Genomic DNA, 26568 nt, shown 5'->3' on the forward strand with positions numbered 1-26568 from the left:
GTTCATACGCCGTTCATCGGCGCCGCTCCAGAGCGTTGTCGCGGGCGGCCTCAGCCCGCCGCGCGGGCCGCGGCGTTGGCGAGCTGGTCGACGATCTCGTTGTAGGTGTCGCCGGCGTGGCCCTTGACCCACTCGAGCTCCGTGCGGCCGGTGCGCGCGTCGAGGAGCGCGAGGATCGTCTGGACGATCTCGAGGTTCTCGGGCACCTTGCCGTCGGCCTTCTTCCAGCCGCGCCGCTGCCAGCCGCGCCCCCAGGTCGTCGCGATGTTGATGACGTACTGCGAGTCGGCGCGCACGAGGAGGTCACCGTCCGGGCCGGCGTGCTCGAGGGCGTAGCGCAGGGCGAGCAGCTCGCCGATGTTGTTCGTCCCCTGGCTCAGCCCACCGGAGCCGGTCTCCCCGGTGCGCTGGTTGACCCACGCCCACCCGGTGGGGCCCGGGTTGCGGATGGCCGAGCCGTCGGTGGCGTAGACGTGGTCGAAGGCGGAGTGGTCCTTCGACGCCGGCCGTGCGGTCGGCGCCGTCTCGCGCGGGCCGCCGAGGAGGGCGAGAACCTCCGCGGTGGACCAGACGTAGAACTCCGTGCCGTCGCGCATGGTCGTCTTCTTCGCCAGGCCCTGGGACACGGCGGCCTCGGTGGCCGTCGAGCCGGACTTGAGCCCGAGCTCGGTGAGCCGCGTCCCCACCTGCCGGGCGTCGAGCCCGACCTGCTTGCCCAGCTGTGTCTGTGTCGACCATGCGGCCACGGATGAGTCCCTTCGGTTGGCGGCCCTCCATCCTCCCTCACCGACGGGCGACGCCCACCACCCGCGCGAGGAGGGCGTCGTAGGCGCGGTCGGGTAGCAGGCGCCGGGCGAGGATCGTGGCCCGTGCCCCGCTCCCGACGGCGTAGCGGGTGCGCAGGCGCGACGCCGTCGCCGCCCTGACCACCGTGTCGACCACGACCTCCGGGGGCGTGAGCGAGTCGGCCTCGACCGGTCGGACGCCCGCGCCGGCGAGCGGAAGAGGCACGATGAGCAAGCAGCAGCGCAGCGACGCGGTCCGCAACCGCACCCGCATCCTCGAGACCGCGCACGCCCAGCTGACCGCCGTCGGGCCCGAGGTGTCGATGGGCGAGATCGCCCGCGCCGCGGGCGTCGCCGTCGGGACGCTCTACCGGCACTTTCCCACCAAGGCGGACCTCGTCGCCGCCACCCTCGAGCAGCACCTGGTGACGCTCACCGACGAGCTGCGGGCCGCCGCCACCCGCGTGGCCGACGGCGCGTCCGCCGCCGAGGAGGTGCGCGAGCTCCTGCGCGCGTCGGTCCACTCCCAGGCGGACAGCCGCATCCTCAAGGAGACGGCGCGCTCCCTGGACCTGACGGACGCCGGTGAGGCGCTCGGCGCCCTGGACGAGGCGCTGAGCCGGCTCCTCGAGCTCGGGACCGCAGCCGGCGAGATCCGCCCGGGCACCACCACGGCCGACATCTACCTGCTGATGTCGACCATGCCTACCGAGGAGTCCGAGGCGGCCCGGCTGCGCTGGGCCGAGCTCGTCGTCCCAGGAATCGTCCGCGACTCAGCCTGAGCGACGCGGTCAGCTCACGGTCCTTGCCTCGGCACCTGGGGCGGGACGTAGCATCGAGGTCCGCACACGCGCACCACGGACGGTGCTCCTCGACCAGCGACGGGACCCATGCTCACCACCACGCGCCGCATCGCCGCCCTGACCGCCGCCCTCACCCTCCTCCTCGCCGGCTGCAGCTCCGGCGACGAGGACGCCGCGCCGGAGCCCAGCACCAGCACCACCCAGGCCCAGCCCGAGCCCTCCGAGGACGCGACGACCGCGCCGCCCACGGAGGAGCCCTCGAGCGACATCGGCCCGTTGAGCGAGAAGGAGGCCGACAAGGCCCGGGACATGCTCGGCGCCGTCGAGTACGCCGAGGGCGCCGACGAGGCCACCTGTGACGCCATGTTCGGGGACCGCGAGGACAGCGTCATGAACCTCATGCTCAACGGCAACGCCGTGACGAACCCCGAGGAGGCGCTCGAGGTCCTGTCGACCACGTCCGCCAAGATCGACGAGTACGCCGCGACGGCCCCCGCCGAGGTCCGCGGGCACCTCGAGTCGTTGTCCGACACGCTGACGCGGTCCGCCAGCGCTCAGGACATCACTGACGCACAGCAGGCCGCCGCGGACACCGAGACCACGGTCAACGCCATCGCCGGCTACTGCTTCGACTTCTAGGAGCCCGATGAGACCCGCCGGTACACCCACACGGCGTTGGTACAGGGGAACCAGCCGCTGGTGAAGCTCACGTAGGCCGCGACGCCGGCGCGGTACCCCTCCTGCGTGTACGCCCTCGCGGAGACGAGCTCGAAGCCGTGGCGCGCGGCCACCCACGGGTACGCCGCCAGGGTGTGGACGCCGTACCACTCGGCGACCTCCCGCTCGAAGGAGACCGGCCCCCAGTTCAGCGTGAGGGCGAGCTCCATGACGCTGGACCGGTCCCCCACCCACGTGCGCTCGCCGATCCGCTCGAGCCGCACGACCCGGTCCCCGCGAGGGTCGATGAACGGGGAGTGGGCCAGGAAGCGCTCGACGTCGGCATCGTCGGCCACCGTGACGACCTCCGGGACGTCGTGGCCGTCGGGCATGACGCCGTCGCGGACGACGAGCGTGCCGCCGGGCCGCAGCGCCCGCTCAAAGGACGCGAGCGCCTCGTCCACCGACTCGAGCCGCCCGACGGCGGGGACCTCGTTGCCGTAGGAGAAGACCTCGTGCAGCACCGAGGACGCGACGACGGCGGACGCCGCCCCCTCCCCGACGATCTCGTGCACCTGGGAGGCGAAGCCCTGGCGCACGTCGAGATCCGCCTCGTGGCACCGGGCGACGAGCGAGGCGACCGGTTCGATCCCGACGGCGTCGCAGATGCCGGCGGTCCGCGCTGCCCGGAGCAGGCCGCCGTCGGCACACCCGACGTCGACGACGAGCCCGGAGGTGTCCGCCAGCTCCAGCAGCCGCGCCTTGTCGTCCGCGGCGGAGGCCATCCGCGCGAGGTAGACGTCGTCGTCGTGGGTGGCGTCCAGGCGGGTGGGAACGGCGACCGTCAGGCTTCCCTGGGTCGGCGACCGCCTCTCGTCGAGCATCAGGCGATCCTAGAGGCGATGCCCCGAGCGGGCTGACAAGGGCCCCGGAGGCGGGCGGCCCGGGACCCCCGGGCAGTGGCGACCCGGCCACCGCTGCCCGGGGAGACGATCAGCGGGAGAGGAAGCCGGTGAGGGCGGCGTTCACCTCATCGGCGTGCGTCCACAGCAGCCCGTGCGGGGCTCCCTCGAGCTCGACGTACTCGGCCGCCGGGACCAGCGTGCGGAAGCGGCGGGCGGTGGTGTCGATCGGCAGGGTGCGGTCTGCGGTGCCGTGGAGGATGAGGACGGGCTTCCCGCTCTCGCGGACGGCGTCGACGTCGGATCGGAAGTCCTCGATCCACGTGGGCACCACCGCGTGGGCGGCGACCGGGGCGCTGGAGGTGGCCACGTTCCAGCTGGCGTCGACCGCCTGCTGGCTGATCCGGGTGCCGAGGTTCTCGTCGAGGTTGTAGAAGTCGGCGAAGAAGTCGGTGTACCACGCATACCGGTCCTTCCTGGCGGCGGCGACGATCCCGTCGAAGACCTCCTGCGGCACGCCCTCCGGGTTGTCCTCGCGCTGGACGAGGAAGGGCTCGAGCGAGGCGAGGAAGGCCAGCTTTGCGATGCGGTCGTGGCCGTAGCGACCCACGTAGCGGGCGAGCTCGCCGGTCCCCATGGAGAAGCCCACGAGGACGACGTCACGCAGGTCGAGCGCCTCGAGGACGGCGTTCAGGTCCGCGGCGAAGGTGTCGTAGTCGTAGCCCGCGCCGACCTTGGAGGAGCGGCCGAACCCGCGGCGGTCGTAGGTGATGACGCGGTAGCCCTGTGCGAGCAGCTCACGCGTCTGCAGCTCCCAGCTGTGCCCGTTCAGCGGGTAGCCGTGGATGAGGACGACGGGCTGCCCCGCACCCTGGTCCTCGTAGTAGAGCTCGACGGTGGTGCTGTTCTCGGTGCCGACGCTGATGTATCCCATGCTTCCGCTCCTTGCGGCAGGAGGCTCCTGACGAGCCTCGGACGAAGCGAGAACGATCGTTCTCGCCGATGTGGACGACAGTAGAAAACGATCGTTCTCGCGTCAAGTAGGCTGGAGCCGTGGATGACGGACAGGCACGAGAGCGGATCCTTGCCGCAGCCGACGAGCTCTACTACGCCAAGGGGTACGCGGCCGTCGGCATGGCCGAGCTGCGCGCCGCGGCCGGGGTGTCGTTGCGCCGGCTGTACGCGCTGTTCCCCTCGAAGAACGACATCGTCAAGGCGGTGCTCGCCCGTCGGCACGAGGCGTGGAAGAGCGGCGTCACCTCACGGGTGGACGCCGCGGGGCCGAGCGCGCGCGAGCGGCTCCTCGCGGTCTACTCCTACCTCGAGGAGTGGTTCGGCACCGAGGGCTTCCGCGGCTGCGCGTTCATCAACGCCTTCGGGGAGATCGGGGGCAACGACCCCGAGGCCGCGGAGATCATCCGCGCGCACAAGGCGGGCTTCCAGCGGTACATGGCCGGCCTCGTCGCCGAGCTCGGTGCCCCGGCGCTGCTCGCCGACCAGCTGTCGCTGCTGGCCGAGGGAGCGCAGAGCACGGCCGCGATCTCCGGCGACCCGGCCGTCGCCGCGCAGGCCCGCAGCGCCGCTGAGGTGCTCATCGACGCCTCGCTCGCGGCGTAGCGCGGGCGCGCCCGGACGGGCAACCGGAACCGGCTCTCGCGCCCCGGGCAACCGGTAGCCTCAACCGTGATGCCTGCCGTCACCGTCGCCGTTGCGGTCGCCACCCCGGTGCTCGCCTTCCTCGGTGTGCTCCTCGGCCAGTGGGTCTCACGCCGGGGAGACAAGGAGGCGGACCAGTGGCGCCGCCGGGAAGAGACGATGCGGCTGCTGCGTTGGGCAGTGGAGTCGGCGGCGTCCGACAGCCTGGTGCTGTCCGAGGCGGGGCTCGCCCGCTCAGATCTCGGTCAAGGCGCACCAGCGGCTGGGCAAGCCCGTCCCTCCGGGCTTGCAGCGCATCGCCGACACCAGGCGAACCTCCTGACGGGAGAGGTTCACAGCCTCTCGCGTGATGTCGTGGTTCGACTACCTCGGCGGTGGCGGCACGATCGCGAGGACGACGCCATGTCCGGCATCGGGCCGGCGCCTGTCACCCCCGGTCCCGCAGGGCCACTGAGGTAAGACGTCGATCGGGTTGTCGGAGCCGCCTGTCGGACTCGAACCGACGACCGTCCGCTTACAAGGCGGGTGCTCTACCAGCTGAGCTAAGGCGGCGTGGGCGGGAGGACCCGCCCACGGGGCGGGGCCGCGCGGGCCCCGCCCCGAGAAGTCTGCCAGACGCCGCGTGCGGCGCTGTCGCAGGTCAGGCTGCGGCGTCGGCCACGGCCTGGGCGAGGGCACCGGGCTGCTGCCAGCCGGTGAACGGCTCGCCGTCGATGAGGATGGTCGGCGTGCCGCCGATGTCGTCGCGGCGCGCCTGCTCGGTGACGCCCTGGACCCAGTCGCTGTAGCGGGTGTCGGCGAAGGTCTCGATGACGTCCTCGGCGATGCCCAGCTCGCGGGCGACGTCGGCGATCTGCTCGTCGCTCAGCGGGGTGGCCCCACCCTCGCCCTGCGCGGCGAAGAGCTCGGCGTTGAACTTCCCGAAGTGCTCGGGGGACTGCGTCGCCACCTCGCCCAGGGCGCTGGCGGCGCGGACGTTGAAGTCGGAGCCGCTGATGTAGGCGATCGGGTGGAAGTTCACGGTCGCCTCACCGTTGGCGGCCAGCTCCTCGAGCACCCCCTCGTTGACGTTCTCGAAGGTCCAGCAGTGGGTGCACAGGTAGTCGAGGTAGACGTCGACGACGGGTGCGCCCTCGGCCGCCGAGCCGACGCCGTCGGGGCCGAGCTGGATCGCGCCGTTCTCGATGGCGCCGGCCGGCTGGGAGTCGACACCCTCGAGCGGGTCGGCGTTGCGGGAGTTGATGATCGAGAAGAGGGCGGCGGCGACGACCGCGATGAAGACGATGACACCGGCGATGATGAGGAGCCGGTTGCGCTTCTCCCGGCGCTGCTGCGCCTCGCGGAGCTTGCGGGCCTGCTCGCGCGCGGCCTCGCGGCGCTCCTGCTGCTTGTTCACCTTGGCGTTGGACATGGGTTCTCCTGGCTGGGGGCGGGCGCCGGGCGCCCGTGGGGTGGGTCCGCCGTGCAGCCGGCGTGCTCGTCCCGCGGCGGGAGGGACGGGCTCAGGCCGGCAGGGCCGCCGGTGGTCCGCGCAGCAGCGGGACGGCCGTGGGCGTGCGCCGCGCCGGCACCCTGAGGGTCCCGACGGCGGTGCGCAGGCGGGCAGGCACCACGAGGGCGCGCGGCGCCGGGGTCCGCCGCCACGGGGTGAGGCGCGCCAGCCGGGCCAGCGAGCGCCGTACCGCGGCGCCCACGCCCCAGGTGCCGGCAAGGACGCCGGCGTGCAGGAGCAGCATCGGCAGCGTGAGCATGACGACGACGGCGAGCACCTGCTCGCCCTCCCCGCCCAGCGCGAGACCCGTGGTCGGGCACTCCTCCGCGGGCCGGAGCAGCGCGAGGCCCAGTCCCACCTGGGCCACGCCGTCGGGGACGGCCACGCACCGGGTCACCCGCACCGTGCCGCTGAGCAGCGCCGCGGCGGCGGGCAGCAGCACGGCGACGGCCAGGAGCAGGCCGGGGCGCGCGAGCAGGCGGGAGCGGGGCACCGGCTCAGCGTACGTGCCGCACCTGCCCACTGGCGAGGAATCAGACGGGCTCCGGCAGCGGGGCCCAGGCCGGCTGCGGTGCACTGCCGCTGACGACGACCACGGCGAGCGCGGCCGCCGTCGCGAGCGCCAGCAGGACGAGCGCGAGCCGCCCCGGCCGGGGCAGTCCGCCGAGCACGACGCGCGCCCCCTCCCGCGCCGCCCCGGACGGCGGGGCGACCCACGCGAGCGCCATCCCTGCGGCCGCCGCCCCCCACAGCAGCACCGGTGCGGCGCCGTCGGTGGGCACCCCGGCCGCGTACGCCGCCCACCAGCCCCCACCCGCGACGACGACGGCGAGGATCACTCCCGGCAGCGCCGCACCGGCCGCCCACAGCAGGTGGACGGGGGCGCCCAGCCACGCCCGGGCGGCGTCGGAGCGGCGCGGGCCGCGCCGCGTCCGCACCGCTCGCAGCCGCTCGTTCCCGCGTCCCACTGCCCCGAGGACGACGACGAGCACCGCGAGCCCCACGAGCCAGGCTCCCGGGGCGAGGAGCGCGAGCGCGCTGAGGCCGAGCCCGAGCGCGGCGACCGTGCCGCTGCGCCGCCGGGGCGGGCGGACCCACTCCGGCGGCTCGAGCGGCGCGACGCCGCCCCAGCCGGGCGGGGGCTGCACCGGGGCGAGCGGGGAGTGCTCGAGGGGAGCCGCCTGCCAGGGCTGCTCGGGTTGCCACGCCGGCTCGGGAGCCGGCTGCCAGGGCTCGGGCGCCGCCTGCCAGGCCGGCTCCGACTGCCCCTGCCAGGGCCGTGCGGGTGGTAACACCCGCGTCTCCTGAACCGGGGGCGGCGGTGCGGACGGCAGCACGTGGGTCTGCGGGACGACGGCGGGCGCGGGGCCGGCGAGCAGCGCCCGCAGCGCCGGGCGGTCCCAGTCGCCGTCGAGCGCGGCGAGCACGTCCGCGGGCGGCAGGCGCCGCGCCGGCTCGGGGTCGAGCGCCGCCGCGAGCACCGCCGCCACGTCGTCGGGCAGACCATCGGTGTCGACGACGCCGGTGCTCACCCGGCCGAGCACCGCCTGGATGGTCCCGCGCCCGAAGGGCGGGCGGCCGGTGGCCGCGAAGGTGAGGACGGCGGCCCACGCCCACCAGTCGCCGTCGGGGCCGGGGTCCGCGCCGGCGATGACGTCGGGGTCGAGGTAGCCCGGGGTCCCGGTGACCATGCCGGTCTGCGTGAGGCGGACGTCGTCGGCCACCTGCGCGATGCCGAAGTCGATGATGACGGGCCCGTCGGCGGCGAGCATGACGTTGCCCGGCTTGAGGTCGCGGTGGGTGACGCCCGCGGCGTGGATGGCCCGCAGGCCGGCGGCCAGTCCGTGCGCCAGGGCGGCGAGGTCCTCGGCCTCGAGCGGCCCGTGGTCTCGGACGTCGTCCTCGAGGGTGGGCCCGTCGACGAGCTCGGTGACGACGAAGGCCGTGACGCCGTCGACCTCCGCGTCCAGGACCCGGGCCACGCCCCGGCCGCGGACGCGGTGGAGCAGCTCGACCTCGCGGCGCAGCCGCTCGCGGGCGGCGGGGTCCGCAGCGATCGACTCGTGGAGCACCTTGACCGCCACCCGGTTGCCGTCGGCGTCGACCGCCTCGTGCACCGTGCCCATCCCGCCGGCGCCGATGCGCCGCACGAGGTGGTAGCCGTCGATCCCCTGCATGACGACAACCTACCCAGCGCCGGGCCCGGCGCCCCGCCCCCGTGCCGCTCGGACCCGCCCCGGGTAGCCTCGGCAAAGAACTTCCCAAGGAGGACTGAACACCTGATGCCTGCCGGTGAGCACTCGATCGTCGTCGTCGCCAACCGCCTTCCCGTCGACATCACCCTGGGCCCCGACGGCTCGGTCGACTGGTCACGCTCCCCCGGCGGGCTGGTGACGGCGCTCGCGCCGGTCATGCGCCAGCACGAGGGTGCCTGGGTGGGCTGGGCCGGGAGCCCGGACCTCGCCCTGGACCCCTTCGAGGCCGACGGCATCCGCGTGTGGCCGGTCGCGCTGAGCGAGCAGGAGATCGCCGACTACTACGAGGGCTTCTCCAACGGCACCCTGTGGCCGCTCTACCACGACGTCATCGTCCCACCGGAGTACCACCGCAAGTGGTGGAACGCCTACGTCGCCGTCAACCGCCGCTTCGCCGCCGCCGCGGCCGAGGCCGTCGCCGAGGGCGGCACCGTGTGGGTGCACGACTACCAGCTCCAGCTCGTCCCCTCGGTGCTGCGGATGCTGCGCCCCGACGTCAAGATCGGCTTCTTCAACCACATCCCCTTCCCGCCCGTGGAGATCTTCACCCAGCTGCCCTGGCGGCGGCAGGTGGTCGAGGGGCTGCTCGGCGCCGACCTCATCGGCTTTCAGCGCTCCTCGGACGCCTCGAACTTCATGCGGGCCGTGCGGCGCCTGACGCCGCTCACCACCAAGGGTCGGGCCGTCACCGTGGGGGCACGGTGGTCGCGCCCCGAGCGCCGCGTGCGCGCCGGGGTCTTCCCCATCTCGATCGACACCGCGTCCTTCGACGAGCTCGCGCAGAGCGAGCCGGTCAAGCAGCGGGCCGTGGAGATCCGCCAGGAGCTCGGCAGCCCCGACGTCCTCCTCCTCGGCGTCGACCGCCTCGACTACACCAAGGGCATCCGCCACCGGCTCAAGGCCTTCGGCGAGCTGCTCGCCGACGGACGCGTCACGCCGCCGGAGACGACTCTCGTCCAGATCGCCAGCCCCTCCCGCGAGCGCGTGGACCAGTACCGCCAGCTGCGCGACGAGATCGAGGTGACGGTCGGGCGCATCAACGGCGACTACGGCGTCCTCGGCAAGCCGGCCGTCCACTACATGCACCACTCCTACCCCGCGGAGGAGATGGCCGCGCTCTACCTCGCGGCCGACGTCATGCTCGTCACCTCGCTGCGTGACGGCATGAACCTCGTGGCCAAGGAGTACATCGCGGCCCGCCGCGACCTCGGGGGCGTCCTCGTGCTCAGCGAGTTCACCGGTGCCGCCGACGAGCTCGGCCAGGCACTGCTCATCAACCCGCACGACATCGACGGCACGAAGACGGCGATCATGCGGGCCATCGGCATGGAGCCGCGGGAACGACGACGGCGGATGCGGGCGCTGCGGCGCCGCGTCGTCGAGCACGACGTCCAGCGCTGGGCCCAGGACTTCCTCAGCGCGCTGTCCACCGGGAGGAGCGAGGCATGAGCGAGAACCAGGACCCCGGGGTCCCCGGCCCGGGGGTCGACGTCCCCGTGTTCGTCCAGCACGTCGAGGAGATCCTCGACCAGGCGCTGCGCGACCTCGCCGCCCAGCCCTCCGTGCTCGTCGCCCTCGACTTCGACGGCGTCCTCGCCCCGCTCGTCGACGACCCCGCGGACTCGCGCGTCGTCCCGGCCGCCGTCGAGGCCCTCGCCCGCCTCGACGCCCTGCCCGGCGTGCACCTCGCCCTCATCTCCGGCCGCGAGGCCACCTCCCTCGTCTCCCTCGCCGAGGTGCCCGTCGGCACGCGCATCGTGGGCAGCCACGGCGCCCAGCGCGGCCACGTCGGTCTGTCCCTCGCCGGGGAGCCCGAGCTCGTCACCGAGCCGCTCGTCCTCAGCGACGAGCAGGCGACCCTGCGCGCCGAGGTGCTGCGCGAGGCCACCGCCCTCGCCGAGCGCTACGCGGGTGCCTGGGTCGAGACCAAGCCGGCCTCCGTCGTCGTCCACTCGCGGCAGTGCAGTCCCGAGGACGCCGCCGCCCTCACCGCGGCCGTCCTCGCGGGGCCGGCGACCCGGCCGGGCCTGCGGGTGCAGGAGGGCAAGTCCGTCGTCGAGATGGCGGTCGTCCACTCGACCAAGGGCGACGCCGTCGCCGAGCTCCGTGCCGACGTCGCCCCCCAGGCGGTGCTCTTCGCCGGCGACGACGTCACCGACGAGGACGCCTTCGCCGTCCTCGGCCCCGACGACGTCGGGATCAAGGTGGGCGACGGACCGACGGCGGCCGGGTACCGGGTGGCCGACCCCGACGAGATGGCCGCCGTCCTCCTGCGCCTCCTGGAGCTGCGCGAGAGCGTGTGACCTCGCCCACACCGGGACCTGCGCCTGTGCCGCGGGACACTGCGCGTGTGTCACACTGGCCCCAGCCCAGCCACGGTGGTCACCGATCTCCGCGGACGGGCCAGTGTCAAGGCAGACACCTGGCACTCTTCACAACGGATCGTCCGGCACGTACCTGCCGGTGAAGGGATGTACACCACCATGGCATCAGTCACGTATGACAACGCCACCCGCGTCTACCCGGGCACGGAGCGCCCGGCCGTCGACGCACTCAACCTCGAGATCGCCGACGGCGAGTTCCTCGTGCTCGTCGGCCCCTCGGGCTGCGGCAAGTCGACCTCCCTGCGGATGCTCGCGGGCCTCGAGGACGTCAACTCGGGCCGGATCCTCATCGGTGACCGCGACGTCACCGACGTCCAGCCCAAGGACCGCGACATCGCGATGGTCTTCCAGAACTACGCGCTCTACCCGCACATGTCCGTCGCGGACAACATGGGCTTCGCGCTGAAGATCGCGGGCAAGCCGAAGGCGGAGATCCGGCAGCGGGTCGAGGAGGCAGCGAAGATCCTCGACCTCACCGAGTACCTCGACCGCAAGCCCAAGGCCCTCTCCGGTGGTCAGCGTCAGCGTGTGGCCATGGGCCGCGCGATCGTGCGTCAGCCGCAGGTGTTCCTCATGGACGAGCCGCTGTCGAACCTCGATGCCAAGCTCCGCGTGCAGACCCGCACGCAGATCGCCTCGCTGCAGCGCCGCCTCGGCGTCACCACGGTCTACGTCACCCACGACCAGACCGAGGCCCTCACCATGGGTGACCGCATCGCGGTCCTCAAGGACGGCGTCCTCCAGCAGGTCGGCACCCCGCGCGACATGTACGACCGTCCCGCGAACGTCTTCGTCGCCGGCTTCATCGGCTCCCCCGCCATGAACCTCGGCACCTTCCGCGTCGAGGACGGCGCCGCCGTCCTGGGCGACGTGCGCATGCCGCTGACCCGCGAGACGCTCAGCGCGCTGAGCAGCGACGACAAGGGCGAGATCGTCGTCGGCTTCCGCCCCGAGTCCCTGGACCGCGTGTCCGCCGGGACCGAGGGTGCGATCCCGGTGACGGTCGACCTCGTCGAGGAGCTCGGCTCCGACGCCTTCGTCTACGGCCGCCTGGCGGGCTCGAAGGAGCTCGCGGAGCACATCACGTCCGGTGCCGGCGAGTCGCAGATCATCGTCCGCATCGACCCGCGCGACGTGCCGATGAAGGGTGACACGATCCACGCCCGCATCCGCACCGGCGAGCAGCACAACTTCGCCGTGTCGTCCGGCGAGCGGCTGCCCGGCTGACGCGTCAACGCATCGCAGGGGCGAACCCGATACCGTCGGGTTCGCCCCTGCGGCACGTCACGAGGAGTCGGACCTGATGGCACAGTCCCTGGAGATCACCGCTGCGCGGCTCGATCCTGCCCTCCTCGACCTCCCGTGGGAGGTGGCGCTGGAGGACTGGCCGGAGTCGGTGCTCGCGGCGCTGCCCCGCGGTATCTCCCGCCACGTCGTGCGCTTCGTCCGGCTCTCCGGGCGGGTCATCGCCGTCAAGGAGATCGGCGAGACCGTGGCGTTCCACGAGTACGAGATGCTCCGCAACCTCAACCGGCTCGACGCGCCCTCGGTGCAGCCGCTGGCCGTCATCACCGGCCGGGCGACGCCCCAGGGCGAGCCGCTGGACTCCGTGCTCGTCACCGAGCACCTGCAGTTCTCCCTGCCCTACCGCGCGCTGTTCTCCCAGTACCTGCGCCCGGACACCGCCACCCGCCTCATCGACGCCGCGGCGGTGCTGCTCGTGCGGCTCCACCTGCTCGGCTTCTACTGGGGTGACGTCTCGCTGTCGAACACGCTGTTCCGCCGGGACGCCGGCGCCTTCGCCGCCTACCTCGTGGACGCGGAGACCGGTGAGTTCCAGCCCGAGCTGACCGTCGGCCAGCGCGAGTACGACCTCGACATCGCGCGCACCAACATCATCGGCGAGCTCATGGACCTCCAGGCCGGTGAGATCCTCGACGAGGACGTCGACACCATCGAGGTCGGCAACCGGATCGTCGAGCGGTACACGACCCTGTGGCGTGAGCTCACCGAGTCCGAGTCCTTCGACACCGGCGAGCGCTGGCGGGTCGCCGCCCGCATCCAGCGGCTCAACGAGCTGGGCTTCGACGTCGGTGAGCTGTCAATGACGACCGACGTCGACGGCACGAGCGTCCATATCCAGCCGAAGGTCGTCGACGCCGGCCATCACCACCGCCGGATGATGCGCCTGACCGGCCTGGACGTCCAGGAGAACCAGGCGCGCCGCATGCTCAACGACCTCGACGCCTACCGCGCCGCCACCGACCGGCAGGGCGAGGAGGAGGAGTTCGTCGCGCACGACTGGCTCGCCAAGGTCTTCGAGCCCACCGTGCGCGCCATCCCCCGCGAGCTCAAGGGGAAGCTCGAGCCCGCGGAGGTCTTCCACGAGGTTCTCGAGCACCGCTGGTTCATCTCCGAGCAGCAGCGCCGCGACGTCCCCCTGCACGAGGCGGTCCAGTCCTACATCGACTCCGTCCTGCGCCACCGCCCCGACGAGCGCTCCTTCCTCGACACCGACACCCCCCGCTTCGACGACTTCTAGCCCCCCGGCCGGCGGCCGGTGCGGGAAGGGTGCCACAAAGCGACGCTGGGCCGGACGTCCAGCGCTGCGAAACGCCTGGTCGGCGCCCCGACCAGCCTCGGCTGACTCCCTTTGTGACACGCTCCCCGCCACGCCGGACCGCCCGCCGCAAACTGCCGGCCCGGGAGGGTGCCACAAGCGACGCTGGGCCGGTCGTCCAGCCCTGCGAAACGCCTGGTCGGCGCCCCGACCAGCCTCGGCTGACTCCCCTTTTGTGGCACGCTCCCCGCCACGCCGGCCCGTCGCGCGACGTCCAGCGCCGCCGCCGGTCCGCCGGTCGGGCCGTCCGCCGGTTCAGCTCCTTGCTCAGCCTCGCGAGACACTCCGTTGTGGCGCCGCCAACGCCGCCAGCGCCGCAGTGACGACGATCGCCGGGTTCGCCATGATGTCCTCCCACGTGAACCGCAGGACGCGGTAACCGAGCGCGACCAGCGCGCGGTCGCGCCTGCGGTCCTCCCGGTACTCCCGCCAGCCCGAGTGGTAGGCGAAGCCGTCGCACTCGATCACGACGATGTCCTCGACCACCAGGTCCACCTCACCCACCCCAGCGATCGACGGGGCGGAGACCACCGTGAGCCCGGCCGCCTCGAGCTCGAGCCGTGCCAGGGTCTCGATCGGTGACCGGCTCCCGGAATCGCACCGGGCGAGCGCCTCCCGCGCTCGCGCGCTCCCAGGGCCGACGAGGTACGGGTAGACCTCCTCGACGGTGACGAGGCGCTTGTTGAGCGCGGAGTCCACCGTCACCACGGCCGCCTGGAGTGGGAGGCAGCGCAGCACGCGCGCCATGGCCTCCGCCGGCGGCGCTACCGGCAGGGGGCCGGCCACCCTCGTCCACCGGCTCTCGCGGTGGACCCGTGCCCGGCCTGGTCGGACCCCACGCGCACGCGGCAGGGCGACGTGCGGCTCGTCCGGCTCGTTGAGGACCGCGAGCCTGTAGTGGTCCGCCGCGCTCACGCAGGTGATGGTCCCGTTGAGCCGCCGCGCCGCGACGAGTGCCGGTGCGGCCCCGTCGACCGCCAGCCAGCCGGAGCCGAGGTCACGCACCCCTCCTGTGCTCCGTAGTGCGGCGAGCTCCTTGGGGCTGCAGCGCAGCTCCCCGCTGCGCGCCACCCCGCCCAACGACACCAGCTGCTGCAGCGCATCCATGGATGCACAGTGACCGCTTCAGGACGACCCCTGCGGCAGCCGAGGCGAACGCTGGGGACGGCGGTGGAGCGGGGCGCCCCTGGGGAGCGTGCCACAAGCGCCGCACGTCAGCCGCGGCAGGTCCCGGAGTTCCGGGACGCCGGCCGAGGCCGAGACCGCCAGGACGGGCGTTTGTGGCACGGAGCCGGCGCAGCGGCGGCTCAGCGGGTGGCGCGGATGCGGGCGATCTCGTAGAGGCTGATGCCCGTGGCCACGGCGGCGTTGAGCGACTCCACGCTCGAGGAGATCGCGATGCCGGCGATGGAGTCGCAGGTCTCGCGCACCAGCCGTGACAGGCCCTTGCCCTCGGAGCCGACGACGACGACGAGCGGCTCGGTCGCCAGCTCGAGCTCGGCCACCGTCGTGGGTGCCTCACCGTCGAGCCCGACGACGAAGCAGCCGGCCTTCTTGTACTCCTGCAGCGCCCGCACGAGGTTCGTCGCCCGCGCCACCGGGACGCGGGCAGCGGCCCCGGCCGAGACCTTCCAGACGGTCGCGGTCACCCCGGCCGAGCGCCGCTCGGGGACGAGGACGCCGTCCACTCCGAAGGCGCCGGCGGAGCGGAGCACCGCGCCGAGGTTGTGCGGGTCGGTGACGCCGTCGAGCGCGACGATGAGCGGGGCCCGCCCGGCCGCACGGTCGAGGAGGGAGGCAGGGTCGGCGTACTCGTAGGGCGGCACCTGGATGGCGATGCCCTGGTGGTTGCCACCGTCGGTGAGCTTGTCGAGGTCGCTCTTGCTCGCCTCGAGGAGCGGGGTGTTGCGCGCCGTCACCGTGCGCAACACCTCACCCAGGCGCTCGTCGGTGTCGACGCGCGCGGCGAGGTAGACGTGGTCGATCGGGATGCCGGCCCGCACCGCCTCGAGGACGGCGTTGCGGCCCGCGACGAGCTCACGCCCGCTGCCGGACCGCGCCGCCGGCTTGCGCGCCGGCGCACCGCCGCCCGCCCGCTTCTCGGCGGCCGCCTTGCGGGCCGCTGCCGGGTGGTAGGGACGGTCGGAGGCCTTGGGCGTGGGCCCGCGCCCCTCGAGCGCCCGGCGGCCCTTGCCGCCGCTGCCGACGGTCGCGCCCTTCTTGGACCCAGCCTTGCGTACTGCGCCGCGGCGCTTGGAGTTCCCGGCCATCAACGGCCTCCTCTCGTCCCGAGCTGCCATCTGGCGCCGTCGGGTGAATCCTCGATGATGATGCCCGCGGCCTGGAGCTGGTCGCGCAGCGCGTCGGCGCGGGCCCAGTCCTTGGTGCGGCGTGCCTCCGCGCGCTGGGCGAGCACCGCGGGCACGAGCACGTCCAGCGCCTCGCGGGCGGCGTCGTCCGACCGGCTGCCGGTGGTCCACGGCGCGGCGAGCGGGTCGAGCCCGAGCACGTCGAGCATCGAGCGCACCTGCAGCTGCGCCTGCCACACGACGCTGTCCTCCCCCGCGGCCAGCGCGTTGTTGCCCGTGCGCACCTGCTCGTGCACGGCGGCGAGGGCGGCGGAGACGTTGAGGTCGTCGTCCATCGCGGCGACGAAGGCGGGCGGCAGCGCGGAGACCGGCCGGCCCGTCACCTCGTCGGCCGGCACCTGCCCCACCCGCTCGACGGCGCGGGTGACGAAGCCGGAGAGCCGCTCCCACGTGCTCGTCGCCTCCGCGAGGGAGTCGTCGGAGAACTCCACGGTCGAGCGGTAGTGCACGGTGCCCAGGGCGAAGCGCAGGACGACGGCGGGCACCCGCTCGAGCACGGCGGACACGACGAGGGAGTTGCCGAGCGACTTGCTCATCTTCTCCCCGCCCACGGTCACCCAGGCGTTGTGCATCCACAGCTGCGCGAAGTCGTAGCCGGCGGCGCGGGACTGGGCGATCTCGTTCTCGTGGTGGGGGAAGCGCAGGTCGATGCCTCCGCCGTGGATGTCGAAGCTCTCGCCGAGGTAGCGGTGGGCCATGGCCGAGCACTCGAGGTGCCAGCCGGGCCGCCCCCGCCCGTAGGGGGTGTCCCAGGCGGCGGACTCGGGCTCGCCGTCCTTGGGGTTCTTCCACAGGGCGAAGTCGCGCGGGTCGCGCTTGTCGCCCGCCTCCTCCTCGTCGAGGGTCGACATGTTCTCGAGCAGCTGGCGGGTGAGGCCGCCGTACTCGGGGAAGGAGCGGACGTCGAAGTAGACGTTCGCGCCCTCGCCCCGGTAGGCGTGCCCGCGCTCGACGAGCCGGTCGATGAGGGCGACCATCTCGGTGACGTGGCCGGTCGCGCGCGGCTCGTAGGTGGGCCGGCCCACCCCGACGGCGTCGTAGGCGGCGGTGAACTCCTGCTCGAAGCGGTAGGCCCACGCCCACCAGGGGACGCCGGCCTCGGCGGACTTCGTGAGGATCTTGTCGTCGACGTCGGTGACGTTGCGGACGAGCGTCACCTCCAGGCCCCGACGGCGCAGCCACCGGGCGAGGACGTCGAAGGCGATCGCCGAGCGCAGGTGACCCACGTGGGGCGCCCCCTGGACGGTGGCACCGCATAGGTAGATGCTCACCCGTCCGGGGACGAGGGGCACCAGCTCGCGGTCTGACCGCGTGGCGGAGTCATGAAGTCGCAGGCTCACGTGCCCCAGGCTACCGGCGCACAGCCCGCGTGCTTCGGTGCCGGACGTCACGCCGGGGCGCTACGGTGCGCTGGTGACCACAGTGCCCGTGACGCCACGCCCCACGCAGCGCCGCCGCTTCGGCTGGCCCGTCTACGCCTGGAGCCTGTGGGACTGGGGCTCGGCCGCCTTCAACGCCGTCATCACGACCTTCGTCTTCACCGTCTACATCACCAACGCGGACCTCTTCGGCGCCGGCGCCTCGCAGAAGCTCGGCTGGGTGCTCGCGGGCGCCGGGGCCCTCATCGCCGTGTGCGCCCCGGTGGCGGGCCTGCGCTCGGACCGCTCGGGGCGGCGGACCTTCTGGCTGGCCGTCAACACGATGGTCGTCGTCGTCATCTCCGCGTCCCTGTTCTTCGTCGCGCCCGGGCCGGAGAACCTGTGGCTGGGGCTGGTGCTCCTCGCGGTGGGCAACATCTTCTTCGAGCTCGCCTCGGTCAACTACTACGCGATGCTCAACGGGCTCTCGACGCCGCAGACGGTCGGCCGGGTGTCCGGCCTCGGGTGGGGGCTGGGCTACATCGGCGGCATCGTCCTCCTCCTCATCGTCTACTTCGGCCTCATCAGCCCGGACGTCGGGCTCTTCGGGATCACCTCGGAGAACGGCATGGACGTGCGCGTGGCGATGCTCATCTGCGCGGGCTGGACCCTCGTCTTCTCCCTGCCGGTGATCCTCACCGTCCGCGACGACCGCTCCTCCCGCGGCACGATGCCCCGCCTGGGCGTCATCGGCTCCTACCGGCTGCTGTTCCGCTCGGTGGCGAACGTGTGGCGGCAGGACCACCACACCGTCTTCTTCCTCGGTGCCAGCGCGATCTTCCGCGACGGCCTGGCGGGCGTCTTCACCTTCGGTGGGGTCATCGCCGCCACGGTCTTCGGCTTCGCGCCCGGTGAGGTCATCGTCTTCGGCGTCGCCGCCAACCTCGTCGCGGGGGTGGCGACGATCACCTTCGGGGCGCTGGACGACCTCCTCGGCCCCAAGCGGGTCATCGTCGGCTCGCTCGTCGCGATGATCCTCGCCGGCCTCGGCGTCTTCTTCCTCCACGAGCGCGGCGCCGTCGTCTTCTGGTCCCTCGGCCTGCTCCTGTGCGTCTTCGTCGGCCCGGCCCAGTCCGCCTCGCGCACCTTCCTCGCCCGCCTCATCCCCAAGGGCAAGGAGGGTGAGCTCTTCGGCCTGTACGCCACCACCGGCCGGGCCGTGAGCTTCCTCGCCCCCGCGGCCTTCTCCCTCGCCATCGCTGTCGGCGCCGGCGTCACCGGCCAGAGCGCCGCCGACGCGGAGTACTGGGGCATCCTCGGCGTCGTCGCCGTCCTCACCCTCGGCCTGCTCCTCCTGCTGCCCGTGCGCAGCCGGGTGCGCAGCGAGAGCGCCCTGCACGAGCCGCCGCCGGCCTGAGCCTCGCTACCCTGGCGCCATGCTGCCGCGCACCGGGATCGGGACCGACGTCCACGCCTTCGCCCCCGAGGGCAGCGACCGCCCGCTCCACGTCGCCTGCCTCGAGTGGCCGGGTGAGGTGGGCCTGGAGGGCCACTCCGACGGCGACGTCGCCGCGCACGCCGCCTGCGACGCGCTCCTGTCCGCGGCGGGCCTGGGGGACCTCGGCTCCCGTTTCGGCACCGCCGACCCGCGCTGGGCCGGCGCCTCGGGGGCCGAGCTCCTCGCGGCCACCGCGGCCCTCGTCCGCGAGGCCGGGTACGAGATCGGGAACGTCGCCGTCCAGGTCGTCGGGAACCGCCCGCGGATCGGCCGCCGGCGCGAGGAGGCGGCCGAGGCGATGAGCCGTGCCCTCGGCGCACCCGTCAGCCTGTCGGCGACGACGACGGACGGACTCGGCTTCGCGGGGCGCGGGGAGGGGCTGCTCGCCGTCGCGACCGCGCTCGTCGCCCGCTGACACCCGCCCGGTGTGTGGGCGGGTGAGTCACCGATGTGCCGCCGGTCACTAGCATGGCGGGGACCCGACCAGCGAAAGGCCTGACATGAGCGAGACGCCCCCCGGAGGCTCGTCCGGAGAGTTCCCGGGCTCCACCCCTCCGCCCCCGCCGGGCTCGACCCCTCCCCCGCACGGCTCCACCCCGCCGCCCCCGCCGCCCGGGCAGGGCGGCCTGTACGGCCAGCAGCCGCCGTCCGGCCAGCAGCCGTATGGCCAGCAGTACGGGCAGCAGCCCTATGGCCAGTCGCCGTACGGTCAGCCCGGTCAGCAGCCCTACGGCCAGCAGCCTCCGGGCCAGCAGCCCTACGGCCAGCAGCCCCCGTACTACGCCCAGCCGGCGCCCGCCTACTCCACCGCCGGCCAGCCGGCCGAGCTCGGCACCCGGTTCCTCGCCCGGCTCATCGACTTCATCATCCTCGGCATCGTCAACGGGATCATCAACGGCATCTTCGGCAGGGATGCCGTCAACACCCTCCTCACCACTGGCCGCGTGGACTACGGCGCCATCGCGCTGACCACCCTCATCACCACGGCGATCACCGTCGCCTACTTCGTCGTCCTCGAGTCCACCAGGGGCCAGACGCTCGGCAAGATGCTCCTCAAGGTGCGGACGGTCGGCGCCGGCGGGGCGACGCCCACGACGGCCGAGGCGTTCAAGCGCAACGCCTGGACGGCGCTGAGCCTCCTGTCCCTCGTCCCACTCCTCGGCTGGCTCGGCAGCCTGCTCCAGCTCGCCGCCGTCATCGCGATCGCCGTGACGATCAGCAGCAACACCGCCACCCGCCAGGGCTGGCACGACAAGTTCGCCGGTGGCACCCGGGTGGTCAGGACGGCCTGAGCAGCCGCTCCGCCAGCTCGAGGTCGGCGGGGGTGGTGATCTTCAGCGCCGCCGCCTCACCCGGGACGAGGAGGACCTCCTCGCCCAGCAGCTCGACCAGGCCCGCGTCGTCCGAGACGGCGCGGGCCTCGTCGTCGGCGCGCTCGGCGCCCAGCCGGTGCGCCCGCTCGAGCAGCTCACGGGCGAAGCCCTGCGGCGTCTGGACGGCACGCAGCGCGGACCGCTCGGGCGTCTCGACGACCCGCATCCCACCGTCGGGCAGGTCGACCACCCGCTTGACCGTGTCCGTCACGGGTACCCCGGGCACGACGGCGCCGGCACCGGCCGCGAGGGCGGCGACGACGCGGCGGACGAGCTCGGGGCCGGCGAGGCAGCGCGCGGCGTCGTGGACGAGGACGGCCCGGCAGCCGGGCGCGACGTCGTCGAGGGCGGAGAGACCGGCGGCGACTGAGGCCTGCCGGGTCGCCCCGCCGACGACCACCCGGACGGGAACCGCAGTGCCGGGCACCCGGTCGCCCGGGAAGAGCGCGGCGAGCTCCTCGCGGTGGGCCTCAGGGGCCGTGACGACGACGCCGTCGACCACCCCGGAGGCGGCCAGCCCGCGCGCCGCATGGAGGACGAGGGGGGTCCCGCCCAGCGGGACGAGCGCCTTGGGCAGCGTGTGCCCGAGGCGGGTGCCGGAGCCGGCAGCCGTGAGGACCGCGGCGCAGCGCACGTGGGTCAGGAGGCGAGGACGTCGTCGAGCATGGCCTCGGCCTTGTCCTCCTCCGTGCGCTCGGCGAGTGCGAGCTCGGAGACGAGGATCTGGCGGGCCTTGGCGAGCATGCGCTTCTCGCCGGCGGACAGGCCGCGGTCCTGGTCGCGGCGGGAGAGGTCGCGCACGACCTCGGCGACCTTGATGACGTCACCGGAGGCGATCTTCTCGACGTTCGCCTTGTACCGACGCGACCAGTTCGTCGGCTCCTCGGTGTAGGGCGCGCGCAGCACCTCGAAGACCCGCTCGAGGCCCTCCTTGCCGACGACGTCGCGGACACCGACGAGGTCGACGTTGTCCGCGGGGACCTCGATGGTGAGGTCGCCCTGGGCCACGCGGAGCTTGAGGTAGAGCTTCTCCTCGCCCCTGATGACCTTCTTCGAGATCGCCTCGATGAGGGCGGCTCCGTGGTGGGGGTAAACGACGGTCTCACCGACGGTGAAGGTCATAGTGGTCATGCTCCTTGGTCGCGAGGAATACTCATTCTAGCACGCTGAAATGGCGCCATTCCGCGGGTTCCGCATACCTGTGCACGGCCGTGAGGGTGCGCGGGCACGTGGCCGGGATCGCGTGGGGCGACCGCGCGATGAGCTCCCCGGGCCCGGTAGCCTGGGGGGGACACGTCGACGAAGGAGACCGTCTTGGCCCGCTTCCACCACCTGCTTCGTGGCGCCGCAGTGCTCGGCGCCTCCGCGCTCGTCGCCGGCTGCAGCGTGATGACCCCCATCCAGACCGCCGAGCTCTACAACGCGGGCGACGGCGTGCGGGTCGAGGTCACCGAGGACATCCGGGCCGAGAACCTCATGGTCCTCGCCGAGGACGAGGGCGAGGAGGGCCAGGTCTTCGGCACGCTCGTCAACGACAGCCAGGAGGACGTCGTCTTCTCCGTGACGATCGGCGACGGCGGGATCCGCGTCCCGCTCGAGGCGGACGAGCACGTCGTGCTCGGCGTCGACGAGGTCGTCGTCGTCCCGCAGACGCCGGTCGCCCCGGGCGCCGTCGCCGAGGGCCTGGTCGAGGTCAGCGGCTTCGGCACGGTCTCCGCGAACGTCCCCGTCCTCGACTCCACGCTCCCGCAGTACGCCGACTACGTGCCGTGACGGGCGGGGTCAGTCGCCGGCAGGCCCCTCGATGCGGTCGACGGCGGCCATGACCCGCTCGCGCAGCTCGGGGGAGATCGGCGCCGCCCCGGCCACCTCGGGTGACGCCGCACGCTCCTGACCGTCCTCGCTGGCGATGTAGCTGAGCAGCGCCTGCACGGCGTCGGCCTTCTGCGCGGTGTCGTAGCGGGTGCAGGCGATCGTGTAGGAGACCAGGACGACGGGGTAGGCGCCCGACGCCTCGGTCGCCCGGTCGAGCTCGATGATGAGCCGGGTGTCGGTCGCTCCCTCCGCTGCCGGGGAGGCGTCGACGACGGCGGCCGCCGCCTCCGGGGAGAAGGGCACGAACTCCTCGCCCACGCCCACCGCGACGGTGCCGAGCTCCTCGGTCACCTGGGAGGCGTCGACGTAGCCGATGGTGCCCTCGGCGGCCTCGAGCGTGGAGACCACGCCGACGTTCTGCTGGCCGGAGTGGGTGCCGCTGCGCGGCCACGTGCTGCTCGGCTCGTGCGGCCACGCCTCCCCCGCCGCCTCGGCGAGGTACTCGGTGAAGTTCTCGGTGGTCCCGGAGTCGTCGGAGCGGTTGACGGGCACGACGGCGAGGTCGGGTAGGTCCACGCCGGGGTTGGTCTCGGCGATCGCGGGGTCGTCCCAGCGCTCGATCTGGCCGTCGAACATCCGGGCGATGACCTCCGGCGCGAGCTGGAGGTGCTCGACGCCGAGCTCGGGCAGGTGGTAGGCGACGGCGATCGGCGAGATGTACAGCGGCAGCTCGAGGACCTCCCCGCCCTCGCAGCGCTCGGCGGCCTCGACGGCCTCCTCGTCGTCGAGGTGCGCGTCGGAGCCGGCGAAGTCGACGGCGCCGGTGATGAACATCTCCCGGCCCGCACCGGACCCGGTGGGGTCGTAGGAGGCGAGGATGTCGGGCCGCAGGTCGTGCAGGCCGGCGAGCCAGGCCTGCATGGCGATCTCCTGGGAGGAGGCACCCGCCCCGGCGATCGAGGCGGAGTCACCGCCGCAGCCGGCGGCGGTGAGCGCGACCAGCACCGTCCCGGCCGCGATCCGTCGTCCCGTGCCCTTGATCATCCCGCTCCCTGTCGTTCAGGCATCCAGCAGCAAGACGACAGGTTACGGGGTCCGCTCCGGTGCGACGAGCTTGTACCCCAGGCCCCGGACGGTGAGGAGCGTCTCGGGCGCCGAGGGGTCGCGCTCGATCTTCGCGCGGATGCGCTTGACGTGGACGTCGAGGGTCTTGGTGTCCCCGACGTAGTCCGCGCCCCACACCCGGTCGATGAGCTGGCCCCGGGTGAGGACGTGGTCGGCGTTGCGCAGGAGAACCTCGAGCAGCTCGAACTCCCGCAGCGGCATCCGCACGGGCTCGCCGTCGACGTGGAGCTCGTGGCGGCCCACGTCCATGCGCACCCGTCCCACCTCGAGCACCCCGCCGGCCTCCTCCGCCGCCGGCTCGGCGCCACGGCGCAGCACGGCCCGCACGCGGGCGACGAGCTCGCGGTAGGAGTAGGGCTTGGTCACGTAGTCGTCGGCGCCGAGCTCGAGGCCCAGGACCTTGTCGAACTCGTCGTCCTTGGCGGTGAGCATGATGACCGGGGTGCTGCCCTGCCGGCGCAGCTCGCGGCACACCTCGGTGCCGGACATCCCCGGGAGCATGAGGTCGAGGAGAACGAGGTCCGGGGCGGAGCGGGCGTAGGCGGTGAGCGCGTCGGTGCCGTTGTCGACGGCGACGACGTCGTACCCGTCGCGCTCGAGCTGGTAGGTGAGCGGCTCGCGGTAGGACTCCTCGTCCTCGACGAGCAGGATCGTCGTCATGGCTGTGCGGGGGCTCCTGTCGTGGGGGTGGGTGCCGCCGTCGTCGGCGGGTCGGCGAGGGGCAGGACGAGGGTGAAGGTCGAGCCGGCACCGGGCTTGGACCACAGCTCGACCTCCCCGCCGTGGTCGGCGGCGACGTGCTTGACGATGCTCAGGCCCAGGCCGGTCCCTCCGGTGCGCCGCGCCCGGGCGGGGTCGCCGCGGTAGAAGCGCTCGAAGATCCGCTCCTGCTGGGCGGGCGGGATGCCCTCACCCTGGTCGACGACGGCGATACGCACGTTCCCGGCGTCCCGCGCCACGCCCACCGACACCCGTCCCAGGGGGTCGGAGTGGCGCAGCGCGTTGTCGAGCAGGTTGCGCACGGCGGTGGTGAGGAGGTCGGCGTCGCCGAAGACGTGCAGGCCCTGCTCGCCGCCGACGGCGAGGGTGATCCGCCGGGACTCGGCCTCCACCCGCACCCGGTCGGCTGCCTCGGCGATGACGGTGTCGACCGCGACGAGCTCGGAGTCGACGAGCGCATCCGGCTCCTGGAGGCGGGAGAGGTCGATGATCTCCTGGACGAGGGCGGTGAGGCGGCGGGACTCGCGGCGCATCTGCGCGGTGAAGCGCCGGACGGCGGCCGGGTCGTCGGCGGCCTCCTCGAGGGTCTCACTGAGCAGGGCCAGCGCCCCGACCGGCGTCTTGAGCTCGTGGGAGACGTTGGCGACGAAGTCGCGCCGCACCTGGTCCAGGCGCCGGGCACCGGTGTGGTCGTCGGCGACGACGAGCACCCGCCCCTCCGACAGCGGCACGACGCGCAGCTGGAGGATCATCTCGCCGGCGCCGGCGAGCGGTCCGCGCGGCAGGCTGAGCTCACGCTCGTGCGCCTGCCCGTCGGCGCGGACGCGCTCGACGAGCTCGGCGACGGCCGGCAGCGCGACGCGCCCGGAGCGCACGAGGCCGTAGCTGTAGGCCGAGGGGCTGGCCTGGAGGACCGAGCCGCCCGCGTCGAGGACGAGGACGGAGGAGCGCAGCGCCCGCAGCAGCTGCCGCGCGTCCTTGCTCACGCCGTCGGCGGCGGGGGTGACGGCCGGGGCGCGGCGGGGCCGCGACGGGAAGAACCCGCGCACCAGGGCACCGAGGCCGAGCCCCACCAGGGCGACGACGACGAAAGGCCAGATCCCCTCCACGTGTCCGAGGGTAAGCCCCTCCGCGCCCTCCCGGACCAGGCCGTCCGCCCCGGCTCCGGGCGTTCACCGGGCAGCCACCTGTCGTTCACCGCTGCCTGGAACGCTACGGTTGGATCACGACGAGACCGAGGAGAGCGAAACGTGCGCGAGATCTTCATGCAGGAGCTGGCCCAGGTCGGTGAGGACCTGCAGCGGATGAGCCGGCTGGTCATCGACGCGATCGAGAAGGCCTCCACCGCGCTCCAGACCGCCGACCTCCAGCTGGCCGAGCAGGTCATCCGCGCCGACGAGGAGATCGACGAGATCGAGCGGAGCCTGGACGAGCAGTGCATCTCGCTGCTGGCCCGGCAGGCGCCGGTCGCCACCGACCTGCGCGTCGTCATCGCGGCGCTGCGGATGTCGGCGACGATCGAGCGGATGGGCGACCTCGCCCGCCACATCGCCTACGTCGCCCGCGGGCGCTACCCCGAGGTGGCACCCAGCCCGGCCATGCAGGAGATCTTCGCCGAGATGGGCGCCGCGGCGACGAAGGTGGCCCATCAGGTGAGCGACCTGCTCGCCACCCGTGACCTCGAGCTGGCCGCGGGCGTCGAGCGGGACGACGACGCCCTGGACGCCCTGCACAAGCAGACCTTCACCATCCTCCTCGACCCCGAGGTGGAGATGACCAAGCAGCAGATGGTCGACGGCGTACTCCTGGGCCGCTACTTCGAGCGCTTCGGGGACCACGGCGTCTCGGTCGCCCGCCGCACGAGCTACCTCGTCACCGGCGACCTGACGAACTCCGTGGCCCGCGACGACGGCGCGCGTGACCACTGACCCGAGCACGACGGAAGGGGGCCGGCTGAGCCGGCCCCCTTCGTCGTCCCTGCGGTCCTACTTGCCCTGGTTGGCGACCGCGGCGATGGCCGCCTCCGCCGCGGAGGGGTCGAGGTAGCGACCACCGGGGGTGGTCGGCTTGAGGTTCTCGTCCAGCTCGTAGAGGAGCGGGATGCCGGTGGGCACGTTGAGGCCGGAGATCGTCTCGTCGTCGATGCCGTCGAGGTGCTTGATGATCGCGCGCAGCGAGTTGCCGTGCGCGGCGACGAGGACGGTCTTGCCCGCCTTGAGATCCGGCACGACGTCGGACTCCCAGTACGGCAGGGCGCGCTCGAGGACGTCCTTGAGGCACTCGCTGGTGGGAATCGGCTCACCGGCGTAACGCGGGTCGGTGTCCTGGGAGAACTCCGAGCCGAGCTCGATGGCCGGCGGTGGGACGTCGTAGGAACGACGCCAGAGCATGAACTGCTCCTCGCCGTACTCCTCCCGGATCTCCTTCTTGTTCTTTCCCTGCAGGGCACCGTAGTGACGCTCGTTGAGGCGCCAGTGACGCTTCACCGGAATCCAGTGACGGTTTGCGCGGTCGAGCGCGAGGTTCGCCGTCATGATGGCCCGGCGCAGAAGAGAGGTGTGAACGACGTCGGGCTCGATTCCGGCGTCGACGAGAAGGTCACCGCCGCGCAGCGCCTCCTCGGTTCCCTTCTCGGAGAGCGGGACGTCCACCCAGCCGGTGAAGAGGTTCTTCGCGTTCCAGTCGCTCTCGCCGTGGCGGAGCAGCACAAGGGTGTATGTCATGCTCCCATCATCGCTCATGGGGCGCGCGGCGTC

At 73.0% G+C, this 26568-nt stretch carries 28 protein-coding genes and 1 tRNA gene; 12 read left to right on the plus strand and 17 right to left on the minus strand.

The window, feature by feature from the left end:
• Nucleotides 1–50: 50 nt before the first annotated feature.
• On the minus strand, nt 51–746 hold the full coding sequence (locus AA0005_RS00350) for a ribonuclease H family protein (protein ID WP_413451458.1): 696 nt from the start codon (nt 744–746) through the stop codon (nt 51–53).
• Nucleotides 747–783: 37 nt separating this feature from the next.
• Complete coding sequence (locus tag AA0005_RS00355) at nt 784–1011, minus strand: hypothetical protein (protein ID WP_413451459.1); 228 nt, start codon at nt 1009–1011, stop codon at nt 784–786.
• 1 nt (nt 1012) lies between these two features.
• On the opposite strand from AA0005_RS00355, the gene AA0005_RS00360 reads away from it, so the two are divergent.
• On the plus strand, nt 1013–1567 hold the full coding sequence (locus AA0005_RS00360) for a TetR/AcrR family transcriptional regulator (protein ID WP_413451460.1): 555 nt from the start codon (nt 1013–1015) through the stop codon (nt 1565–1567).
• Between the two features lie 108 nt (nt 1568–1675).
• Complete coding sequence (locus AA0005_RS00365; protein ID WP_413451461.1) at nt 1676–2227, plus strand: hypothetical protein; 552 nt, start codon at nt 1676–1678, stop codon at nt 2225–2227.
• Here AA0005_RS00365 and AA0005_RS00370 read toward each other — a convergent pair.
• Both AA0005_RS00370 and AA0005_RS00375 read right to left on the minus strand, forming a co-directional pair.
• Complete coding sequence (locus AA0005_RS00370) at nt 2224–3129, minus strand: methyltransferase domain-containing protein (RefSeq protein WP_413451462.1); 906 nt, start codon at nt 3127–3129, stop codon at nt 2224–2226. The two genes, AA0005_RS00365 and AA0005_RS00370, sit on opposite strands and share 4 nt — an antisense overlap.
• A 109-nt stretch (nt 3130–3238) precedes the next feature.
• On the minus strand, nt 3239–4081 hold the full coding sequence (locus AA0005_RS00375) for an alpha/beta fold hydrolase (RefSeq protein WP_413451463.1): 843 nt from the start codon (nt 4079–4081) through the stop codon (nt 3239–3241).
• A 119-nt stretch (nt 4082–4200) separates the two neighbouring features.
• Here AA0005_RS00375 and AA0005_RS00380 point away from each other — a divergent pair, with 119 nt between their 5' ends.
• Nucleotides 4201–4764 (plus strand): TetR/AcrR family transcriptional regulator, encoded by a 564-nt coding sequence (locus AA0005_RS00380; protein WP_413451464.1) that lies wholly within the window; start codon nt 4201–4203, stop codon nt 4762–4764.
• 518 nt (nt 4765–5282) lie between these two features.
• Here the strand turns inward: AA0005_RS00380 and AA0005_RS00385 are convergent.
• From AA0005_RS00385 to AA0005_RS00400, 4 genes are all read right to left on the minus strand, one after another.
• A tRNA-Thr gene (locus tag AA0005_RS00385) sits at nt 5283–5355 on the minus strand.
• Between the two features lie 88 nt (nt 5356–5443).
• Nucleotides 5444–6214 carry a thioredoxin domain-containing protein gene (locus tag AA0005_RS00390; RefSeq protein WP_413451465.1) on the minus strand — a complete coding sequence of 257 codons (771 nt, stop codon included), beginning with the start codon at nt 6212–6214 and terminating at the stop codon, nt 5444–5446.
• 91 nt (nt 6215–6305) lie between these two features.
• Nucleotides 6306–6788, minus strand: coding sequence for a hypothetical protein (locus tag AA0005_RS00395; protein WP_413451466.1), 483 nt, complete (start codon nt 6786–6788; stop codon nt 6306–6308).
• Between the two features lie 40 nt (nt 6789–6828).
• Nucleotides 6829–8472: a protein kinase domain-containing protein gene (locus AA0005_RS00400; RefSeq protein ID WP_413451467.1), complete on the minus strand. Its 1644-nt coding sequence runs from the start codon at nt 8470–8472 to the stop codon at nt 6829–6831.
• Nucleotides 8473–8577: 105 nt separating this feature from the next.
• Here AA0005_RS00400 and AA0005_RS00405 point away from each other — a divergent pair, with 105 nt between their 5' ends.
• The 4 genes from AA0005_RS00405 to AA0005_RS00420 all read left to right on the plus strand — a co-directional run bounded on the left by AA0005_RS00405 (nt 8578) and on the right by AA0005_RS00420 (nt 13476).
• Nucleotides 8578–9999, plus strand: coding sequence for an alpha,alpha-trehalose-phosphate synthase (UDP-forming) (locus AA0005_RS00405; RefSeq protein WP_413451468.1), 1422 nt, complete (start codon nt 8578–8580; stop codon nt 9997–9999).
• Nucleotides 9996–10853, plus strand: a complete 858-nt coding sequence (otsB, locus tag AA0005_RS00410) for a trehalose-phosphatase (RefSeq protein WP_413451469.1) — start codon at nt 9996–9998, stop codon at nt 10851–10853. Before AA0005_RS00405 ends, otsB begins: the two co-directional genes overlap by 4 nt.
• 180 nt (nt 10854–11033) lie before the next feature.
• Nucleotides 11034–12161 (plus strand): ABC transporter ATP-binding protein, encoded by a 1128-nt coding sequence (locus AA0005_RS00415; protein ID WP_413451470.1) that lies wholly within the window; start codon nt 11034–11036, stop codon nt 12159–12161.
• Between the two features lie 76 nt (nt 12162–12237).
• Nucleotides 12238–13476: a DUF4032 domain-containing protein gene (locus AA0005_RS00420; RefSeq protein WP_413451471.1), complete on the plus strand. Its 1239-nt coding sequence runs from the start codon at nt 12238–12240 to the stop codon at nt 13474–13476.
• 345 nt (nt 13477–13821) lie between these two features.
• On the opposite strand, the gene AA0005_RS00425 is transcribed toward AA0005_RS00420, so the two are convergent.
• The 3 genes from AA0005_RS00425 to cysS form a co-directional block, all read right to left on the minus strand.
• On the minus strand, nt 13822–14661 hold the full coding sequence (locus AA0005_RS00425; RefSeq protein ID WP_413451472.1) for a DUF559 domain-containing protein: 840 nt from the start codon (nt 14659–14661) through the stop codon (nt 13822–13824).
• Between the two features lie 200 nt (nt 14662–14861).
• Nucleotides 14862–15824 carry a 23S rRNA (guanosine(2251)-2'-O)-methyltransferase RlmB gene (rlmB, locus tag AA0005_RS00430; RefSeq protein WP_413451473.1) on the minus strand — a complete coding sequence of 321 codons (963 nt, stop codon included), beginning with the start codon at nt 15822–15824 and terminating at the stop codon, nt 14862–14864.
• The gene (cysS, locus tag AA0005_RS00435) at nt 15824–17263 is read right to left on the minus strand and encodes a cysteine--tRNA ligase (RefSeq protein WP_413451474.1); all 1440 of its coding nucleotides are present in this window, start codon (nt 17261–17263) and stop codon (nt 15824–15826) included. Before cysS ends, rlmB begins: the two co-directional genes overlap by 1 nt.
• Before the next feature lie 73 nt (nt 17264–17336).
• On the opposite strand from cysS, the gene AA0005_RS00440 reads away from it, so the two are divergent.
• The 3 genes from AA0005_RS00440 to AA0005_RS00450 all read left to right on the plus strand — a co-directional run bounded on the left by AA0005_RS00440 (nt 17337) and on the right by AA0005_RS00450 (nt 20071).
• On the plus strand, nt 17337–18698 hold the full coding sequence (locus AA0005_RS00440; RefSeq protein WP_413451475.1) for an MFS transporter: 1362 nt from the start codon (nt 17337–17339) through the stop codon (nt 18696–18698).
• A 19-nt stretch (nt 18699–18717) separates the two neighbouring features.
• Nucleotides 18718–19194, plus strand: a complete 477-nt coding sequence (ispF, locus tag AA0005_RS00445) for a 2-C-methyl-D-erythritol 2,4-cyclodiphosphate synthase (RefSeq protein ID WP_413451476.1) — start codon at nt 18718–18720, stop codon at nt 19192–19194.
• A gap of 85 nt (nt 19195–19279) precedes the next feature.
• Nucleotides 19280–20071, plus strand: a complete 792-nt coding sequence (locus AA0005_RS00450) for an RDD family protein (protein ID WP_413451477.1) — start codon at nt 19280–19282, stop codon at nt 20069–20071.
• On the opposite strand, the gene ispD is transcribed toward AA0005_RS00450, so the two are convergent.
• Nucleotides 20058–20786 (minus strand): 2-C-methyl-D-erythritol 4-phosphate cytidylyltransferase, encoded by a 729-nt coding sequence (ispD, locus tag AA0005_RS00455; RefSeq protein ID WP_413451478.1) that lies wholly within the window; start codon nt 20784–20786, stop codon nt 20058–20060. The genes AA0005_RS00450 and ispD overlap by 14 nt on opposite strands.
• Before the next feature lie 5 nt (nt 20787–20791).
• Nucleotides 20792–21274: a CarD family transcriptional regulator gene (locus AA0005_RS00460; protein WP_110851586.1), complete on the minus strand. Its 483-nt coding sequence runs from the start codon at nt 21272–21274 to the stop codon at nt 20792–20794.
• Between the two features lie 192 nt (nt 21275–21466).
• Here AA0005_RS00460 and AA0005_RS00465 point away from each other — a divergent pair, with 192 nt between their 5' ends.
• The gene (locus AA0005_RS00465; protein ID WP_413451479.1) at nt 21467–21925 is read left to right on the plus strand and encodes a hypothetical protein; all 459 of its coding nucleotides are present in this window, start codon (nt 21467–21469) and stop codon (nt 21923–21925) included.
• Nucleotides 21926–21934: 9 nt separating this feature from the next.
• Here AA0005_RS00465 and AA0005_RS00470 read toward each other — a convergent pair whose 3' ends face one another.
• The 3 genes from AA0005_RS00470 to AA0005_RS00480 are packed head-to-tail and all read right to left on the minus strand — an operon-like array spanning nt 21935 to nt 24921.
• A complete protein-coding gene (locus tag AA0005_RS00470; RefSeq protein WP_413451480.1) occupies nt 21935–23011 on the minus strand; it encodes a phosphate ABC transporter substrate-binding protein PstS in 1077 nt (358 codons plus the stop codon).
• Between the two features lie 42 nt (nt 23012–23053).
• Entirely contained in the window at nt 23054–23752 is a 699-nt protein-coding gene (locus AA0005_RS00475) for a response regulator (RefSeq protein ID WP_413451481.1), read from the minus strand.
• Nucleotides 23749–24921 (minus strand): sensor histidine kinase, encoded by a 1173-nt coding sequence (locus AA0005_RS00480; protein ID WP_413451482.1) that lies wholly within the window; start codon nt 24919–24921, stop codon nt 23749–23751. The genes AA0005_RS00475 and AA0005_RS00480 overlap by 4 nt, the downstream gene beginning before the upstream one ends.
• Nucleotides 24922–25062: 141 nt before the next feature.
• Here AA0005_RS00480 and phoU point away from each other — a divergent pair, with 141 nt between their 5' ends.
• Complete coding sequence (phoU, locus tag AA0005_RS00485; protein WP_413451483.1) at nt 25063–25740, plus strand: phosphate signaling complex protein PhoU; 678 nt, start codon at nt 25063–25065, stop codon at nt 25738–25740.
• Between the two features lie 57 nt (nt 25741–25797).
• Here phoU and AA0005_RS00490 read toward each other — a convergent pair whose 3' ends face one another.
• Entirely contained in the window at nt 25798–26535 is a 738-nt protein-coding gene (locus AA0005_RS00490) for a phosphoglyceromutase (protein ID WP_413451484.1), read from the minus strand.
• Nucleotides 26536–26568: the final 33 nt, after the last annotated feature.

The organism is Georgenia phoenicis, from assembly GCF_047302425.1.
In the GTDB taxonomy this organism is placed as follows: domain Bacteria; phylum Actinomycetota; class Actinomycetes; order Actinomycetales; family Actinomycetaceae; genus Oceanitalea.